This window comes from Psychrobacter sp. AOP22-C1-C5 (assembly GCF_052378885.1).
Taxonomy (GTDB): Bacteria; Pseudomonadota; Gammaproteobacteria; order Pseudomonadales; family Moraxellaceae; genus Psychrobacter.
The window spans coordinates 329,955-346,963 of record NZ_JBQSYC010000003.1; the positions used below are offsets into that span (position 1 = coordinate 329,955).

General features: G+C 37.7%; 14 protein-coding genes. 12 read left to right on the forward strand and 2 right to left on the reverse strand.

Features of this window, described 5'->3' with window-relative positions:
* The first annotated feature begins 2 nt into the window (after nucleotides 1-2).
* The 12 genes from ACT3TH_RS06210 to ACT3TH_RS06265 all read left to right on the forward strand — a co-directional run bounded on the left by ACT3TH_RS06210 (nucleotide 3) and on the right by ACT3TH_RS06265 (nucleotide 12,572).
* Complete coding sequence (locus tag ACT3TH_RS06210; protein ID WP_444754976.1) at nucleotides 3-1,484, forward strand: mannose-1-phosphate guanylyltransferase/mannose-6-phosphate isomerase; 1,482 nt, start codon at nucleotides 3-5, stop codon at nucleotides 1,482-1,484.
* 9 nt (nucleotides 1,485-1,493) lie between these two features.
* The gene (locus ACT3TH_RS06215; RefSeq protein ID WP_444754977.1) at nucleotides 1,494-2,819 is read left to right on the forward strand and encodes a flippase; all 1,326 of its coding nucleotides are present in this window, start codon (nucleotides 1,494-1,496) and stop codon (nucleotides 2,817-2,819) included.
* The gene (locus ACT3TH_RS06220) at nucleotides 2,800-3,951 is read left to right on the forward strand and encodes a glycosyltransferase (RefSeq protein ID WP_444754978.1); all 1,152 of its coding nucleotides are present in this window, start codon (nucleotides 2,800-2,802) and stop codon (nucleotides 3,949-3,951) included. The genes ACT3TH_RS06215 and ACT3TH_RS06220 overlap by 20 nt, the downstream gene beginning before the upstream one ends.
* Complete coding sequence (locus ACT3TH_RS06225; RefSeq protein ID WP_444754979.1) at nucleotides 3,944-4,711, forward strand: class I SAM-dependent methyltransferase; 768 nt, start codon at nucleotides 3,944-3,946, stop codon at nucleotides 4,709-4,711. Before ACT3TH_RS06220 ends, ACT3TH_RS06225 begins: the two co-directional genes overlap by 8 nt.
* A 16-nt stretch (nucleotides 4,712-4,727) precedes the next feature.
* A complete protein-coding gene (locus ACT3TH_RS06230) occupies nucleotides 4,728-5,834 on the forward strand; it encodes a glycosyltransferase family 4 protein (protein ID WP_444754980.1) in 1,107 nt (368 codons plus the stop codon).
* A complete protein-coding gene (locus ACT3TH_RS06235; protein WP_444754981.1) occupies nucleotides 5,831-6,790 on the forward strand; it encodes a GDP-mannose 4,6-dehydratase in 960 nt (319 codons plus the stop codon). Before ACT3TH_RS06230 ends, ACT3TH_RS06235 begins: the two co-directional genes overlap by 4 nt.
* Before the next feature lie 33 nt (nucleotides 6,791-6,823).
* Nucleotides 6,824-7,942, forward strand: a complete 1,119-nt coding sequence (gmd, locus tag ACT3TH_RS06240; protein WP_444754982.1) for a GDP-mannose 4,6-dehydratase — start codon at nucleotides 6,824-6,826, stop codon at nucleotides 7,940-7,942.
* A 35-nt stretch (nucleotides 7,943-7,977) separates the two neighbouring features.
* Nucleotides 7,978-8,949: a GDP-L-fucose synthase gene (gene fcl, locus ACT3TH_RS06245; protein ID WP_444754983.1), complete on the forward strand. Its 972-nt coding sequence runs from the start codon at nucleotides 7,978-7,980 to the stop codon at nucleotides 8,947-8,949.
* A complete protein-coding gene (locus ACT3TH_RS06250; protein ID WP_444754984.1) occupies nucleotides 8,912-9,865 on the forward strand; it encodes a glycosyltransferase family 2 protein in 954 nt (317 codons plus the stop codon). The genes fcl and ACT3TH_RS06250 overlap by 38 nt, the downstream gene beginning before the upstream one ends.
* An 85-nt stretch (nucleotides 9,866-9,950) precedes the next feature.
* Entirely contained in the window at nucleotides 9,951-10,889 is a 939-nt protein-coding gene (locus ACT3TH_RS06255; protein ID WP_444754985.1) for a glycosyltransferase family 2 protein, read from the forward strand.
* 33 nt (nucleotides 10,890-10,922) lie between these two features.
* Nucleotides 10,923-11,705 (forward strand): FkbM family methyltransferase, encoded by a 783-nt coding sequence (locus tag ACT3TH_RS06260; RefSeq protein ID WP_444754986.1) that lies wholly within the window; start codon nucleotides 10,923-10,925, stop codon nucleotides 11,703-11,705.
* Between the two features lie 51 nt (nucleotides 11,706-11,756).
* Complete coding sequence (locus tag ACT3TH_RS06265; protein ID WP_444754987.1) at nucleotides 11,757-12,572, forward strand: glycosyltransferase; 816 nt, start codon at nucleotides 11,757-11,759, stop codon at nucleotides 12,570-12,572.
* Between the two features lie 81 nt (nucleotides 12,573-12,653).
* Here ACT3TH_RS06265 and fdxA read toward each other — a convergent pair whose 3' ends face one another.
* Nucleotides 12,654-12,977, reverse strand: a complete 324-nt coding sequence (gene fdxA / locus ACT3TH_RS06270) for a ferredoxin FdxA (RefSeq protein ID WP_057758216.1) — start codon at nucleotides 12,975-12,977, stop codon at nucleotides 12,654-12,656.
* Between the two features lie 97 nt (nucleotides 12,978-13,074).
* Nucleotides 13,075-16,221, reverse strand: coding sequence for a DNA mismatch repair protein MutS (mutS, locus tag ACT3TH_RS06275; RefSeq protein ID WP_444754988.1), 3,147 nt, complete (start codon nucleotides 16,219-16,221; stop codon nucleotides 13,075-13,077).
* Nucleotides 16,222-17,009: the final 788 nt, after the last annotated feature.

Here is a 17,009-nt window from a genome sequence, read left to right on the forward strand (position 1 = left end):
TCATGAGTCATAACAAAAATAAGACCGTTATCGTGCCCATCATTCTATGTGGGGGCTCGGGCACGCGCCTATGGCCACTATCGCGTGAAAGCTATCCTAAACAGTTTCTAAAATTAACGGGTGAGTACTCTTTATTTCAACAGACTATATTAAGACTGGATTTTTTGAGTCAGAGTAACTTAACGCTAGAAAAACCAATTATTGTGACTAATGAAGCGCATCGATTTTTAGTTTTGGATCAGTTGCACCAGATTGATCACACAGGTCAAATTATTTTAGAACCTACGGGTAAGAACACTGCGCCCTCTTTGACGCTGGCTGCTTTACATATTAGTGCCCTATACGAGGATGTAGTAATGGTCGTCTTACCTGCCGATCATGCTATCAATGATGACAATGACTTCTGCATGACTTTGGCCGATGCCATTACTGCGGTAGCCGATGATGATATTGCGATAGCTACACTGGGCGTGAAGCCTACTTATCCTGAGACTGGCTACGGCTATATTAAATGTAAAACTAATAATACCGAGTTTAGCTATCATAAAATTGCTAAGTTTGTCGAAAAGCCTAACCTCTCTGTGGCACAAGACTATATCGTACAGTCCAATTTTTATTGGAACAGCGGCATTTTTATTATAAAAGATCAGTTTTGGCTAACTGCTATTGAGAAATTTGATAACAGTATTTTTGAGGGTGTTACTGCCGCTTGGCATAATAAAAAGTTAGATACGCCTTTTATTAGGCCCAATGCTGATTTGTTCAAAGCAGTACCCAGTAACTCTATCGACTATGCAGTAATAGAGCCTTGCACTACAGATGCAGAGAACAACTACGAGCTAGGCATGTTTGAATTGTCTACAGGATGGAGTGATTTGGGCACTTGGCAAGCCGTTAGTGATTACCAAAAGATTGATAATGCCGATACGCATGACAATGTTTGGCTAGGGGATGTATTAGGTATAGACACTACGAATTGCTATGTACATGCAGAGCAGCGCTTAGTCAGTCTATTAGGGGTAAATGATTTAATTATTGTCGATACTGATGACGCGTTATTAATCGCCCATAAGTCGCATAGCCAAGAGGTTAAAGAGATCGTCAACCGGCTTAAAAAAGATAAGCGAGTAGAGGTCACTACTCATCAAAAAGTGCATAGACCATGGGGCTGGTATCAAAGTATCGATGAGTGTGAACGCTTTAAGGTAAAGCGCATTTGCGTCCAGCCAAAAGCAAGCTTGAGCTTGCAGAAACATCATCACCGTGCTGAGCATTGGGTCGTGGTGAAGGGAACAGCACAGGTATTATGCGATGACAAAACCATGCTACTGAGTGAAAACCAATCTACTTATATTCCACTAGGTGCAGTTCATCGCCTGTCCAATCCAGGTAATATTCCCTTAGAGATGATAGAGGTACAGTCGGGAAGTTATTTAGAAGAAGACGATATCGTTAGATTAGATGATGAATACGGCCGTGAGTAACAGTTACTAATGTGGAATAGGTTACTACTACTGAAAGCCCAGCTCCTAGGGCATGAAGGTATCAAGCGCTATGGCGCTAATACAGCATGGCTGATGGGCGAAAAAGTCTTGCGTATGTTTATGGGTCTATTCGTAGTAATTTGGGTGGCACGTTACCTGGGACCTGAACAGTTTGGACTCCTCAGCTACGCGCAGAGTTTTGTGTTCTTATTTACGGCTATTGCGACACTCGGCCTCGACAGTATCGTTGTCAGAGAGCTGGTAAAAAATAATGCTCAGCGAAACGTATTATTAGGGACAGCATTTGTCTTAAAGCTAGTTGGATCTATTTGTATATTGCCGCTATTATGGTTCGGTGTGCAGTTCACTAGTAATGATAGCTATACCAATCTGATTATCTTTATCATTGCTAGCGGTACGATATTTCAAAGCTTCAATGTCATCGACTTCTATTATCAATCGTCTGTGCTATCGAAGTATGTTGCTTTTGCTAATACGATAACTTTGGCAATATCGAGTATCGTCAAAATCGTTCTAATACTAAATCAAGCATCGTTGTTAACTTTTGCTATAGTCGGAGTATTTGATGCCATTGTTCTATCGCTAGGTTTGATTTACTTCTATTGGCAAAAGACGCATCATTCGTTGCGAGATTGGCGATTTGATAAGGTAGTGGCGAAGCGGTTGTTAAGAGACTCTTGGCCTTTGCTAATAGGTGGGCTATGCTTCGTAACTTTCTCGAATATAGACATAATAATGTTGAAGCAATTCACCAGTGAAAAACAGGTTGGATTATATTCTGCTGCTTATAGACTAACTAATCTCTGGTATTTCCTACCTGGACTATTACTTAGTTCTTTAGCACCAGCACTCATTAATGTTAAAAACGATCCAATAAATTATGATAGCAGATTGGGCTTAGTGACATCTTTTCTATTTTGGATAGCCTTCACTATCGCGCTACTTACTACGATTTTTTCCAAATACATTGTATCACTAACTTATGGAATTCAGTACAAAGGAGCTGCAAATATAATAGTTATTCTAATATGGGTCAACGTATTTATATATTTAAACTCATCTTGGAACTATTCTAAAATTATACAAGGCAAAGAATATTCAATATTATATTTTCATAGTCTAACAGCGATATTAAACATTATATTTAATATAATTTTGATTCCTAAATATGGAGCTTATGGAGCTTCAGTTTCAATAATAATAGCTTTATTAATCACTATGCTGCTGTTTTCTACCTTCGATTTGAGTATGAGGAAAATTATAAAAATAATCTTTACTTTGGAGTTTATTCAAAATGCTAAAAAATACCTTTAGAGAAAAATTAATATATTTAGTGAATCTATGGCGAAAAAGACCAATAAGTAACTACTATAATAAAGCTTATCATAGAAAGGTATTAATATCTTATATCACTCATCCGTTTAGAAAACAGAGTTTTTCTCATACTAATTATTACGAAGCTATAGCTTTAGCGAAATCAATGGATGATTTAGGCTACATAGTAGATATTGTTGAGTACACAACTAGTAGTATAAGTAATATAAATGACTATGATGTAATCCTAGGTTTTGGTGATATATTTCAATTCTACTTTGAAAACTCTACCAAAGACATTAAAACTATATACTACGGCACTGGTATGCATGTTTGTCATCAAAATACAGCTACTCTTGGACGTTTGAAAGATGTTTATAATAAGAAAGGAAAATGGATTACAAAATCAGTTAGATATGTTGATAATGCTTGGTCATATCAGACAACACTAGTTGACGGGATTATTGCTTTAGGTAACGAGGAATGCGCTTCAACTTATAGAAAGCATTATACAGGGGTTGTTCACTCTATTCCTGTACCATGTTATACAACTCAAAATGCTATAGAAATCTTTAAGAAAAGAGAGCCAGACGCCAATAGAAATTACTTATGGTTTGGAAGTTTAGGGTTGATACATAAAGGACTAGATTTACTACTAGACTATTTTTCCAAAAACAGCCATCTCAACTTACATATATGTGGTGATATATTTCATGAGAAAGAGTTTATAGAGTTGTATAGCAAAGAACTATTAGAATCAAAGAATATTTACGTTCATGGTTTTGTTGATATCACGACGAATAAATTTGAAAATATTTTAAAAAAATGTAGCTTTTCTATATTTCCATCTTGTTCAGAAGGAGGGTGTCCAAGTTTAGTAACAACTATAATAAACGGCGCATTAATTCCTATTGCAACTAAAGAAACTAGTATTAACTTGGAAAATGGTATTATTATAAATGGTTTTAGTTATAATGAAATTGATAAAGTTATCAAGAAAACCATGGATTTGAGTAATGAAGATATAATAACTATGCAAAGAAATAATTTAGAATACTTTAAGATAAATAATAGTCATAGTAATTACTTAATGAATCTAAAAAAATCATTGGAACTGATACTAAATGACTAAATGTAAAATTTGTAGAGCCGTTTTAATCGAAAAATTTAAAGGATTTATCCTTAATAAATATACGATTAAGTATTATTTTTGTCCCAAATGTAGGTATGTACAAACTGAAGAACCTTATTGGCTAGATGAAGCTTACAGTCAACCAATAAATATAAGCGATACAGGTTATATATCTAGAAATTTATTAATATCTAAAAAGCTTACATTATTACTTTATTTTTTATTTAATAAAGATGAAAAATATCTTGATTATGCTGCAGGTTATGGCGTTCTAGTAAGAATGATGAGAGATGTTGGCTTTGATTTTTATTGGGAGGATAAGTATACAGAGAATATTTTTGCTCAAGGTTTTGAATGGGATGAAAAAAGTAATATCAAAGCCGTTACAGCTTTTGAAGTCTTTGAACACTTTGTTAACCCAATAGAAGAGATAGAAAATCTATTAAGAATATCTAATACTATAGTATTTACAACGGAGCTTTATCCAGATAATAATCCTTCACCTACAGAATGGTGGTATTTTGGATTAGATCATGGTCAACACATTTCCTTCTATTCTAGACAGACCTTAGAATACATAGCTAAAAAATACAGTTTGAAATTCTATTCAGATGGATTTATTCATATTCTGACTCGTAATCATATATCTTCTACCAAGCTAAAATTATCCAGACTCTCAAATTATGGTCTATCTAAGGTAATTAGTAGGTTTTTGATGACTTCTAAAACATTTGCAGATCATCAGCAGATCGTCAGATAATAAACGGACTACTTAGATGAAAATAGCTTATGACAATCAAATATTTAATTTGCAGAAATATGGCGGAATATCGAGATATTATACTGAACTAGCGTCACAACTGTATGACAAGAGCATAGACACGAAGATATTTGCTGGACTCCATAGAAATGAGTACATCAAAAAGTATGACGCTAGCTTCGTAATAGGTAAGCAGATAACTTACTTACCGAAAACGGCAAGTATATTTCTGAACACAAATAATGTCTTAGCAGATAGTTACTTCAATATAAAAAGACCAGATATCGTACATCGTACTTACTACAACAATAAAAACAAGCTTAAAAAATCTATCAATGTAATCACCGTCTATGACATGATTCACGAATTGTTTCCTGATGATTTTTCAGCTAAAGACAATACTGCTGATTTAAAGAGCATTACTATCAAGCAGGCAGATCATGTTATTTGTATTTCCGAATCCACCAAAAAAGATCTACTCAAGATCTATGATATTCCAGAATCAAATGTTTCAGTCACTTATCTAGGCTATCATTCTTTACGAAATATAAAATCAAATTTTATTGAGGATGGAAATATAGATAATCTTGACAGACCTTTTTTGCTGTTTGTAGGGCATCGAGGTGGATATAAAAATTTCTTAAAGTTTTTAAAAGCTGTATCTATCTCCAAGAGACTAGTGAAAGACTTCGACATTGTTGCGTTTGGCGGAGGTAAGTTTTCTCTAGATGAAAAAAGATATATTTCTGAATTAGGATTTCATGAAGACCAAGTCAAAAATATTCAAGGTGGGGATGATATCTTATCAATTCTATATAGTAAAGCCACACTTTTTGTTTATCCTTCACTGTATGAAGGTTTTGGCTTACCCCCTCTTGAAGCAATGGATCACGGCTGTCCAGTCATATGTAGCAACACTAGCTCTATCCCAGAAGTAGTAGGTAACGCTGCATTGAAATTCTCGCCTTTAGATATTGAAGATATGAATTGTACTATGGAAAAAGCAATATATGATTGTTCTATTAGAGATAACCTAGTATTAGCCGGATTAGAACGTACGAAGAATTTCTCATGGGAAAAATGTGCTGCTAATACTTTGAAAGTATATAGGTCTATATTATGAGCCAAAAAGTAGCACTTATTTGCGGGATGACAGGACAAGACGGAAGTTATTTAGCTCAATTTTTGCTCAGTAAAGGTTATAGAGTTTGGGGTACATCAAGAGATGCCACAAACTCTAATAATACTAACTTAATTAGATTAAATATAGTCAATAAAACAAAGCTTGTTACGATGGATCCTTTGGATTTTAGAAGTGTATTGACTACTATAAATCATGTAGAGCCTGACGAAATATATTATTTAGCTGGCCAGTCATCCGTTGGTTTGTCATTTGAGCTCCCTTCTGAAACTATACAAAGTATAGTATTAGGTACTTTAAACATCTTAGAAGCTTGTCGGATGAGCGCGAAACCCGTACGTCTATATCAAGCAGGTTCAAGCGAATGCTACGGAGATGTCGGCAAAAACATAGCTGACGAAAGCTTTCCTTTCAAACCAAGCTCTCCTTATGCAGTTGCTAAAGCATCAGCATATTGGTTAGTAGACAACTATCGTAAATCATATGGTCTTTACGCTTGCACAGGAATCTTGTTCAATCATGAATCTCCTTTAAGACCTAAAAGGTTTGTAACTCAAAAGATAATTGAAAGTGCTAGAGCAATCTCCGAAGGTAAAATTGATAGACTTACTTTAGGTCGCATAGATATTAATAGGGATTGGGGCTGGGCTCCAGAGTATATAGAAGCCATGTGGCTAATGCTTCAACAAAATGAACCAGATGATTTTATAGTGGCAACAGGACACAGTCACTCTTTAGAGGAATTTATTAGTATAGCTTTTCAAAGTTTTGGATTAGAGTGGCAAAACCATATTGTTCAATCAAATGAATTTTATCGTCCTTCAGATATCATTTTTAGTCAGGCCAATCCCAATAAGATAAATAATAAACTAGGCTGGCGTGCTAAGGTTATGTTACCTCAAATAATTGAAAAAATGATTGAAAAGCAGTATTGGTGAATTTTGTGACTAATGAAGATAGGATTAATTAATATGAAAAAAGCCCTCATCACTGGTATCACAGGACAAGATGGCTCTTATCTCGCAGAGCTATTACTAGAAAAAGGCTATGAGGTTCATGGTATCAAGCGCCGTGCTTCATCATTTAATACCCAGCGTATCGATCATATTTACCAAGACCCACATGTTGAACACCAAAACCTAATATTGCACTATGGTGATCTGACCGATTCCTCTAATTTAACTCGCATCATTCAAGAGATACAGCCAGACGAAGTCTATAACTTAGGTGCCCAGTCCCATGTTGCAGTTAGCTTTGAATCGCCAGAGTACACTGCTGATGTTGATGCGATAGGCACGCTACGATTGCTAGAAGCCATTAGACTATTAGGGCTAGAGAAGAAGACTCGATTTTATCAAGCGTCTACCTCAGAGCTCTACGGACTGGTACAAGAATCGCCGCAATCGGAGACTACACCATTCTATCCTCGTTCTCCTTATGCAGTAGCGAAACTTTATGCTTATTGGATGACGGTAAACTATCGTGAAGCTTATGGCATGTACGCCTGCAATGGCATTTTATTTAACCATGAGTCGCCACGCCGCGGTGAGACCTTCGTTACCCGTAAGATCACTCGTGGCCTAGCCAATATCTCTCAAGGTTTGGAGCAGTGCTTATACTTAGGTAATATGGATGCTCTACGAGATTGGGGCCATGCTAAGGACTATGTAAAAATGCAGTGGTTGATGCTACAGCAAGATAAGCCAGACGATTATGTTATCGCTACTGGTAAGCAATATAGCGTGCGTGAGTTTGTACAGTGGTCAGCTACTGCTTTAGGGATTACTATTGCGTTTGAGGGCAAAGGCGTAGAAGAAAAAGGTATAGTTACTCAGGTGTCATCTGATCCAGCACTGGCTGTCAAAGTAGGTGATGTCATTATCCAAGTAGATCCTCGATATTTCAGACCCACCGAGGTTGAAACCTTACTAGGCGATCCGAGTAAAGCCAAAGCACAACTTGATTGGGAGCCAGAAATCACAGCGCAAGAGATGTGCCAAGAAATGGTTAACCATGATTTATTAATCGCTAAGCGACATGCTTTATTGTTAGCCAATGGTTATTCATTGCCACTTATGCATGAAGACTGATATATACAAAGAACAAATATAAAGGTGCGCAATTAATGCCTATGCAATATGAAGATAAGATTTATGTCGCTGGTCATCGAGGTATGGTGGGTAGGGCTATCGTTCGCCTATTAGTTAAGCGAGGCTATAGTAACTTACTTACCGCAGATCGTAGAGCGTTAGATTTGATGTCACAGCAGCAAGTAACGGAATTTTTTGCTACGCATCAGCCGGATTATGTATTTTTAGCGGCAGCAAAAGTGGGTGGTATTCAAGCCAACAACAGCTATCCTGCAGATTTTATCTACGATAACTTAATGATTCAGAGCAATATTATTCATGCGGCTCACCAAGGTAAAGTTAAAAGGTTATTATTCTTGGGCTCTAGTTGTATTTATCCGAAGAATGCAGATCAACCAATGACCGAAGACTCTTTATTATCAGGACAACTAGAACCGACTAATGAGCCTTATGCTATTGCAAAGATAGCAGGGATAAAGATGTGTGAAAGCTATAATAGACAGTATGGTACAGACTTTCGGAGCGTGATGCCGACCAACCTGTATGGTCAAGACGATAATTTTCATCCTGAGAATAGCCATGTACTACCTGCATTGCTGCGTCGATTCCACGAAGCCCTACAAGACAATGCGCCTGAAGTTATTGTTTGGGGAAGCGGTGTAGCGAAACGTGAGTTTTTACATGTTGATGATATGGCATCAGCCTGTATTCATGCTATAAATACGGATAAAGCTATATGGGAACAAGTGGTGATGCCTATGTGTTCTCACATTAATATTGGCTATGGCTCAGACATCAGTGTCAAGGAACTTGCGTTACTTATTAGTAAAACTGTTGGTTATCAAGGGCGAATCGTCTTTGATGAGTCAAAACCTGATGGTACGCCGCGCAAGCTATTAGACAGTCGCTTATTAGCAGATCTTGGATGGCAACCACAGCTATCATTGGAGCAAGGCATTAAACGTACTTATGAATGGTTCTGTCAATCTGATGAGATTAGAGAGTAAAATGAGTGTTCAAAGGTTAGAGGGCGGAAGGCAAAGAGATTGGGATGAGGTACGCAAATATAATGAGCAGCCCATCATTACTATCATCACCTCAACCTATAATGTTGCCTCGGATTTACATTGGACGATAGATTCGATTAGAAATCAGAGTTATCCGAATCTACAGTGGATAATAGTTGATGGAAATTCAACTGATGGTACGATCGAAATACTCAAAGAGCATGATGATATTATCGACTATTGGTTTAGTGAGCCAGATACAGGTATTTACGATGCTTGGAATAAAGCACTAGAATATATAAAAGGGGACTGGGTGCAGTTTATCGGTGCAGGCGATGAGCTATATGAGAAACATACTCTAGAAAAAGTCGCCAATTATTTAAAAGATGCTTATCCAAAGTATGAATTAGCCTATGGTCAAGTCATGCACATCAGTGAAAAAGAAAGAAAAGAGCTTTGTGTTTCGGGTGGACCTTGGGAGAAGTATCGTGGGAAGTGGAGTACCTACGTTCGCCCTGAAATTCCTGATCATCCATCGATCTACCATCATCGTTGCTTATTCGAAAGATACGATTTTGATAGTAATTTTAAGATATCAGCAGATAGTCTCTTTATTCTAGAAGTACTTCAAACTAACAATGAAATGTTATTTATGAACATTATCATAGATAAGTTTGTTGCTGGTGGTGTATCAGATCGTTACGAGAGTTACCCTATAATTTATACTGAAATGAAATATGCGAGAGAGTTCCTAGGACTAAAGGCACCTTATGGTATACGTATAATAGGAAAAGCTAAATACATATGCAAAACCAACTTGATAGCATATTTGGGTAAAGAAAAATCAGTATACCTTACCAATAAATTTAAATTTTTTATAGATAAAAGTAGAGTGTGGAAGAAAAATTGTCCATAGAGTCGCTTGTAGATTTTTTCTTTTTATAGAAAAATGAAAAAATCTTGTTTACTCGAATTTATGGCTAATACTGAGTACGTTAAATATGCCTATAATTATTTCTATAGTAATACCTATTTTCAATGCTCAGCCTTACCTCAGAAAATGTTTAGATAGTCTTATCTCTAAAAAACTAGAAAATACTATTGAAATTATTTTAGTTAATGATGGTTCTGACGATGGTTCAAAAGAAATCGCAATTGAATACTATCATTCATATAATAATATTCAATTCCTAAATCAAGATAACCAAGGAGTATTTTCAGCTAGGAATAATGGATTGGTTCATGTTAGGGGAGAATATGTAATATTTCTAGATGCTGACGATTACTTAGTAGAAGGAGCTATTGAACACTTAATAAGATTAGTGAGAAAAAAAAGCTATGATATTGTCTTCTTTGACGTAAAACTTATAGGCCAAAAGTCACTATTCAAAACAAAGCCATATTTACCATACTATGAAATCGGTTCAAGTATTTCTAAAACTATGTTTCTCAATAACAATGCTATAGCAGGTTATATGGGTGGTAAGTTAATTAGAACTATGGTAGCTAAGCAAGCATTAAGTATCATAAGCTACAAAGATATCAGAATAGAACTTTACGAAGACTGCTACTTCCTATTTTGCGTGGCTATATACTGTAAAACGGCGTTAACTATTAATAAAGAAATGTATGTTTATAGAGTTCATAAAAGATCGGTTACTCAAAGAGAAATGCCGCCTCAACAAGTAATAGAAAAACTAAGGGTTTCCAAGTCTTATTTCGAAGAGTTAGAGAGATCGTTCGCCATAGATTTTGATAAAAATAATTTACAATCACTTAGGAAGATAAATAGGATTGTTGATTCTTCCATTTTTATACAGACTGCTAAAAATAGTAGTTATATAAAAAATATCTATAAAGCATGGTTATTAGACTCTAGGTTCGTAAACTTAGCTAGAATTATTATCTATATTTCCACTATTGGTAAGATAAAAAAATAGTTTTATTCAAATTGCGTATGAATGAGTAATAAAATGAATAAGCCAAAAAAATCAGTTGGTAAATTTTTAATTTTAATAACGTATTTAAAAAATTGGCCAATGTTGCTCAAAGATAAAGCTATCGGTGGAAAAAATATTCTATATCAGTTTCGTAGTGGTGAAGTGATTGAATGTCGTACAAAAAGCACTGATATTAACGAAGCTATCGTAGTTTTATCAGGTATAGAGTACCCTGAACAATACTGTAAATTGAAGAGCACAACCAGTCCTATCATAGTAGATATTGGCGCGAATATCGGTTCATTTAGTATTTATGCTCATCAAATCAATAAATCGCTAAAACCTATCATTTATGCTTTTGAACCTTATCCTGATAATGCTGCTCTTACTTTGTCGAATTTCAACAGAAACAACATAGAAAATTATCATATAATACAGAAAGCAGTAGCAGGACGAAATGGGACGGCATCATTTGATATTTCAGGAGCATTTGATTCCTTTAAGTTAAATACTAAAAGTGATCGCTCAATTGAAGTGACAACTACAAGGCTTTCGACTTTTTGTGAATTGAATAATATTAATAGAATTAATCTCTTAAAGATCGATATTGAAGGAGGTGAGTATGATGTTATTAAATATGATCTGAACTTTATCAATCAAAAAGTAGAAGTTATGTTTATTGAATACCACAATTTCGATATAGATAATGGTCATTTATTGCTAATAGAAGCTTTAGAAAAGAATTTTGCCATCAGTGTGCAGAACCCACATGAAAGTGGTGGTATGCTAATCGCTATTAATAGAGTACTAAGTTAATAATCATTAACATGAAAACTGAATATTAACGCATATGTAATCGGAATTTCTATGAAGTTTTCAGTACTAATGTCAGTGTATAAAAATGATGTGCCTCGATTTTTTGAACAGGCTTTACAAAGTGTGAACTCGAATACAATAAAGCCAACTGAGGTTGTCTTAGTCTGCGATGGATTACTAACTGACGAGCTAGAACAAGTGATCGTCAGATATAAGACTAAGCTGGCGTTGAACTTGATTCGGTTAGATAGCAATATGGGTCTAGGTATTGCGTTACAATTAGGTATTAGATATTGTCAATACGAATGGATTGCTCGATTCGATGCTGACGACATCTGTGACTTAATTAGATTTGAGAAGCAGATAAATTTTATAGAAAATAATCCTAATATTGATGTACTAGGCGGGCAAATCGTTGAGTTTAATCAGGATCCTTATGAACAAAAAATGAAAAGAAAACGTGTTCCTATTATTAACGATGATATCTATAGTTATGCCAAATCACGTAATCCTATGAATCATATGACAGTTATGTTTAGGAAGTCAGCTGTTATAGCAGCAGGAAATTATCAAAATGCCCCATACTATGAGGATTACGATTTATGGGTGAGAATGTTGTTAAAAGGCTGTAAACTTGCAAATATGGATGAAGTTCTAGTTTATGCTCGTGCTGGAGAAAGAATGTATGATAGGCGTGGAGGGTTAAATTATTTGAAACAAGAAATACGTATGCAAATAAATTTTTTTGATATAGGATTTATTTCTCTTTTTCAGTTGAGTAAAAATTTGACGTTAAGAATACCTGTAAGGCTATTACCTAATAAGGTAAGAGGTATAGTTTACTCTAAACTGCTACGTGATCAATAAGTATAAAGCAGTTCAAAATTAAACCCTATACCACTGAATGGTATAGGGTTTGATTTTGAATATGGCTACTTCCAAATTTACTTACTTCTCTAAATACTGAATCTTACCTTCCACACCATCCCACTTTTCAGCTTCTGGCATTTGACCTTTCATCTCAGTGATGTTTGGCCACTTTTGTGCCAGCTCTTCGTTGAGTTGAGTAAACATCTCTTGTCCTTTTGGCACTTCATCTTCTGAGAAGATAGCATTAGCCGGACATTCAGGCTCGCATAGCGCGCAGTCGATGCACTCATCAGGGTCAATGACAAGGAAGTTTGGACCTTCATAAAAGCAGTCCACAGGACAGACTTCTACACAGTCGGTGTATTTGCAAAGAATGCAGTTATCTGTAACGACAAAGGTCATAGTAATGTCTACCTGTTATTGATTTGGCTTTTGGCTAAATAGAATAGTCGAAAATAAGGCGTATTTTAGCGCCTTTACCACTATTTGACAATTCCCTTTAATGACTAATGATTTTTTTGAGGTGATACAGCAAATCATGTGCCTGTTTGGGCGTTAAACTGTCAGGATCAGTCGCACTCAGCTCATCTTGTAAGCTAAATAACTGATTTTGTTTAGGAATGTTAGTCGTATTTTGATTGTTACTACTGTGGTTCATATCAAGAGTTTCTGTCTCATAATGATTCACCTTTAGGCTTGTATCCGTTACTGACTTAGCTAAGTCATTTTTGTCATCAATGGCTTTGGCATGATCTATTTTTGTATGGTCTGTATTTAAGTTTTCTACCAAGTAACGCTTGGCGTCATTGAGTACCTGAGTCGGAATACCCGCCATCTTAGCCACATGCAATCCAAAGCTAGAGCTTGCCGCACCTTCTCTGATTTGATGGAGGAGCAGTAGTTGACCATCGACTTCGCTGGCGGCCACATGCACGTTACGGATGCTAGCATGATTGTCTTCCGTATCCTTTGCTAATTGTGTCAACTCAAAGTAGTGGGTGGCAAATAATGTCAGGCAACCAATTTCTACTAGCCTGTTGACACAAGCGTGGGCGATAGCCATCCCGTCAGTAGTTGCGGTACCGCGTCCGACTTCATCCATCAGCACCAGCGACTTATCTGTTGCTTGATTTAAGATATTGGCCGTTTCTATCATCTCAACCATAAAGGTAGATTTGCCACCAGCCAAATCATCGGCTGAACCAATACGCGTAAAAATGCGATCGATATCACCGATGTAAGCTTGCGCTGCTGGCACAAAGCTGCCGCAATGCGCGAGTAAGACAATCAATGCCGTTTGACGCATATAGGTTGATTTGCCACCCATATTGGGGCCAGTAATCATCAGAAGTCTTTCAGGATTTGTGTTGCTGCCCAATACGCAATCATTGGCGACAAAATGACTGCTAGCGTTACTACTGGCTTTTTTATTATCAGTATTCGCAGGATTTAATGCAGCTTCGACCACGACATGACGGCCTTGGTTAATATAAATACTGGTTTGACTGTTAGTGCTTGAAGTATGGTTTAACTTAAGGCTGTCACAATTGTCACTCATGACCGGACGCTGCCAGTTATAAGTGACCGCAAGCTGTGCCCAATTGCTCAGCACATCTATTTGTGCAATGGCAGCACTGAGCTGTTGCAACTCCGCTAAGTGGCTACTGAGTGTGGTCAACAGCGTTTGATACAGCTGCTTTTCACGCGTTAATGCCAAGGTTTGCGCACTCAGATATTCGGTCTCAACGTCTTTTAACTCATCAGTGATAAAGCGCTCGCTACTTTTGAGCGTTTGCCGACGGATAAAGTGAGCAGGCGCATTTTTTGCCTGCATTTTGGGCAGTTCAAAATAAAAACCACTCACTTTATTAAAGCCAACTTTGAGGCTGGGTAGTTGATTTTCTTGCCGCGCGCGCTCTACCATGTCGTCAAGAGTGACTTGAATGTTGTCATGCAGGTGCGTCAAACGATCAAATTCTTCATCGTACCCTGCTGCTATCATACCGCCATCACGGATATGAGCAGGCGGCTCTATGACAATGGCACGCTCAATCAATTTGGCGACAGACTGTATCGCTGGTAACTGAGCGGGTAGTTGTTGCATCAGCATTGACAATAAACCTGCATCGTCGCTGTTGATTCTAGAATTTTTCAGTAGGGTGGTGAGATGGGCGCTACTGGCAATACCATCGGCCAGCTTTCGTAAATCTCGGGGTTTGGCGCTCATTAGACCGATACGACTACTGATACGCTCAATATCGCCAATGGCATGTAACGTCTCTCGCAAATTCATTACGAGAGATTTGTCTGCCATTTTTAGGTCTGTCTTTTTTTGCTCAGACTGCTCAGGCCGCTCAATATGGTCAGATTGACTATCTGTTTTTAACAGTCTTGCTATCGCATCCAAACGCAAATTGATACGCGTATGTTGACGAAGCGGTCGCTTCATTTGCTGTACGAGTAGGCGTCGTCCCATCGGCGTTTGGCAATGATTGAGCACCGATATTAATGATGTGCCGTTACTGCTAACAGGCGCAAACAATTCAAGGTTTTGTTGACTATTGGCATCGATAATCAAATAGTCGCCGCTGTGTTCAACGATCAGCTGATTTACTTGCGGCACATGACGTTGCTGGGTTTGCCGCGCATAATGAATGAGGGCGGCACAGCTGGCTTGACTAAGGGGCGCATCACTAATACCGAGCCCATCAAGGCGCTGTACGTCAAATTGCTGACACAGCGTCGCAGTCGCATGCTCACGATGAAAGTCATTTGCTGCCACTTCTATAATAGGGCAGTCAAGATGTTGGCGTAACCACAGCATCCAGTCTTCCCCCGCGTTCTCGTTTAGAGCTTCACTGATAATACACTCACTAGGCGCAAAGCGTGCCAACACCGTTAGCATTTGGGTCCGTAACCCTTCACTGTCATCGTTTTGCGCATTCAATGTTTGTGTGGTGAGTGTGCCAGCTGCCAAATCCATTTGACTGATGGCAGCTTGCAAAGGCTGCTTACTGCTTACTTTTGAAGTCGGAATAGAGATATCTATAGCGACGACGGTAGGTGTGTGATTGGGTGCAATCAAAGCATCATCGGTAATCGTTCCTGCGGTCAGCGTTTTGACCACTTCACGGCGCATAATACTGCCAGCAGCTGATTTGCTTTTGTCTTTTTTCTGCTTATTGCCGATATTAGGAAGAGAGGAGTCCGTGTCATCGGTATTATTATTCGCCGATTCATCGATTTGTTCGCAAACCACGACTGTTTGTCCGGCCGCAATCAGACGTGCCATATAACTGTCAGCTGCATGAAAAGGCACACCTGCCATTGCAATCGTATTACCTGCTTTATCCGTCCCGCGCCGAGTCAAAGTAATGTCTAATATCTGTGCTGCACGCTTGGCATCATCAAAAAATAGCTCATAAAAGTCGCCCATCCGGTAGAGCAGTAGTGCTTGTGGATAGTTGGCCTTCATAGTCAGATACTGCACCATCATCGGTGTGTGATCTGCTAAGTGATAAACGGCATCGCCTATGACCAGTCGTTCCGAGAGTGATGGGTCAGCGGCAGGTTTTTTTGATGATACGTATTCTGATGGCGCAGATTTTGAGACAGTAGGGTTTTGAGCAAATGGCTTAGCGGTCATGCAGTATCTCTTATAATGTTTAAATAGATATTTTTAATGGGTTATTTGGTTTATCCGACGTTGGATAAATGAAAATCTAGTGGATAAATGAAAAAGAAGAGTAAAGGGTCAAGAGTTACCGATTTATAAAATCAACGTTGACTGGTGGCGTTAGATCCTAGTTAAATGGGTATAGTCGATGCACTTCAAAAGTGTTATAGCGCTACTAGGATGAATTTTATGCGGCCTCTGTCAGCAACGGCACAGCAAGCAAGTAAAATTTGTGCTAGTAGCGCGTTTAAATTTATATCACTGTTTTATTTTCAACTGACTATAGATCGATGAGTATGTGCTACAGCTATGTGCTTTATGGCGTGCTGCTTGCAAGCATGACAAGGGCATCAAACGATCATCTCAATAGCAATCCATCACCTTTAACGCGGTTTTAGTGAAAACGGATAACAGCAATCAGATTAAGAAGCAGAAAAAACGAGTAAATTTAATAAGGTAAGGACTATTTTAACACGTCTTGTTGAGTTTTTATGCCTGCGAATATCCGGTCACTGCCCTTGTATCCATCAGCGTCATAACCATATATAATGACGTCACACTTAGGGACTGTATAGAATTCGACCATGGCACTGACAGAGACTATTTTTTAGGCGATTCGACGCAAAAAATAGTAAGTTTAGTCATTCTAAGCGTCTATTTTTAGCAATGAAGCGGCAAAAAAGAGTCCTGTCCTGATTTGAGCATCACTCTTGTCTTGCTTACGGGCAAAGCAGTGCTTTACTTACTCTGTCCTCAGG

What these genes read in the sequence shown, in the direction of transcription:
- ACT3TH_RS06210 (WP_444754976.1), top strand. Translation starts at nt 3, where the DNA reads ATGAGTCATAACAAAAATAAGACCGTTATCGTGCCCATCATTCTATGT.
- fcl (WP_444754983.1), top strand. Translation starts at nt 7,978, where the DNA reads ATGCCTATGCAATATGAAGATAAGATTTATGTCGCTGGTCATCGAGGT.
- ACT3TH_RS06215 (WP_444754977.1), top strand. Translation starts at nt 1,494, where the DNA reads ATGTGGAATAGGTTACTACTACTGAAAGCCCAGCTCCTAGGGCATGAA.
- gmd (WP_444754982.1), top strand. Translation starts at nt 6,824, where the DNA reads ATGAAAAAAGCCCTCATCACTGGTATCACAGGACAAGATGGCTCTTAT.
- ACT3TH_RS06235 (WP_444754981.1), top strand. Translation starts at nt 5,831, where the DNA reads ATGAGCCAAAAAGTAGCACTTATTTGCGGGATGACAGGACAAGACGGA.
- fdxA (WP_057758216.1), bottom strand. Translation starts at nt 12,977, where the DNA reads ATGACCTTTGTCGTTACAGATAACTGCATTCTTTGCAAATACACCGAC.
- ACT3TH_RS06260 (WP_444754986.1), top strand. Translation starts at nt 10,923, where the DNA reads ATGAATAAGCCAAAAAAATCAGTTGGTAAATTTTTAATTTTAATAACG.
- mutS (WP_444754988.1), bottom strand. Translation starts at nt 16,221, where the DNA reads ATGACCGCTAAGCCATTTGCTCAAAACCCTACTGTCTCAAAATCTGCG.
- ACT3TH_RS06230 (WP_444754980.1), top strand. Translation starts at nt 4,728, where the DNA reads ATGAAAATAGCTTATGACAATCAAATATTTAATTTGCAGAAATATGGC.
- ACT3TH_RS06250 (WP_444754984.1), top strand. Translation starts at nt 8,912, where the DNA reads ATGAATGGTTCTGTCAATCTGATGAGATTAGAGAGTAAAATGAGTGTT.
- ACT3TH_RS06225 (WP_444754979.1), top strand. Translation starts at nt 3,944, where the DNA reads ATGACTAAATGTAAAATTTGTAGAGCCGTTTTAATCGAAAAATTTAAA.
- ACT3TH_RS06255 (WP_444754985.1), top strand. Translation starts at nt 9,951, where the DNA reads ATGCCTATAATTATTTCTATAGTAATACCTATTTTCAATGCTCAGCCT.
- ACT3TH_RS06220 (WP_444754978.1), top strand. Translation starts at nt 2,800, where the DNA reads ATGCTAAAAAATACCTTTAGAGAAAAATTAATATATTTAGTGAATCTA.
- ACT3TH_RS06265 (WP_444754987.1), top strand. Translation starts at nt 11,757, where the DNA reads ATGAAGTTTTCAGTACTAATGTCAGTGTATAAAAATGATGTGCCTCGA.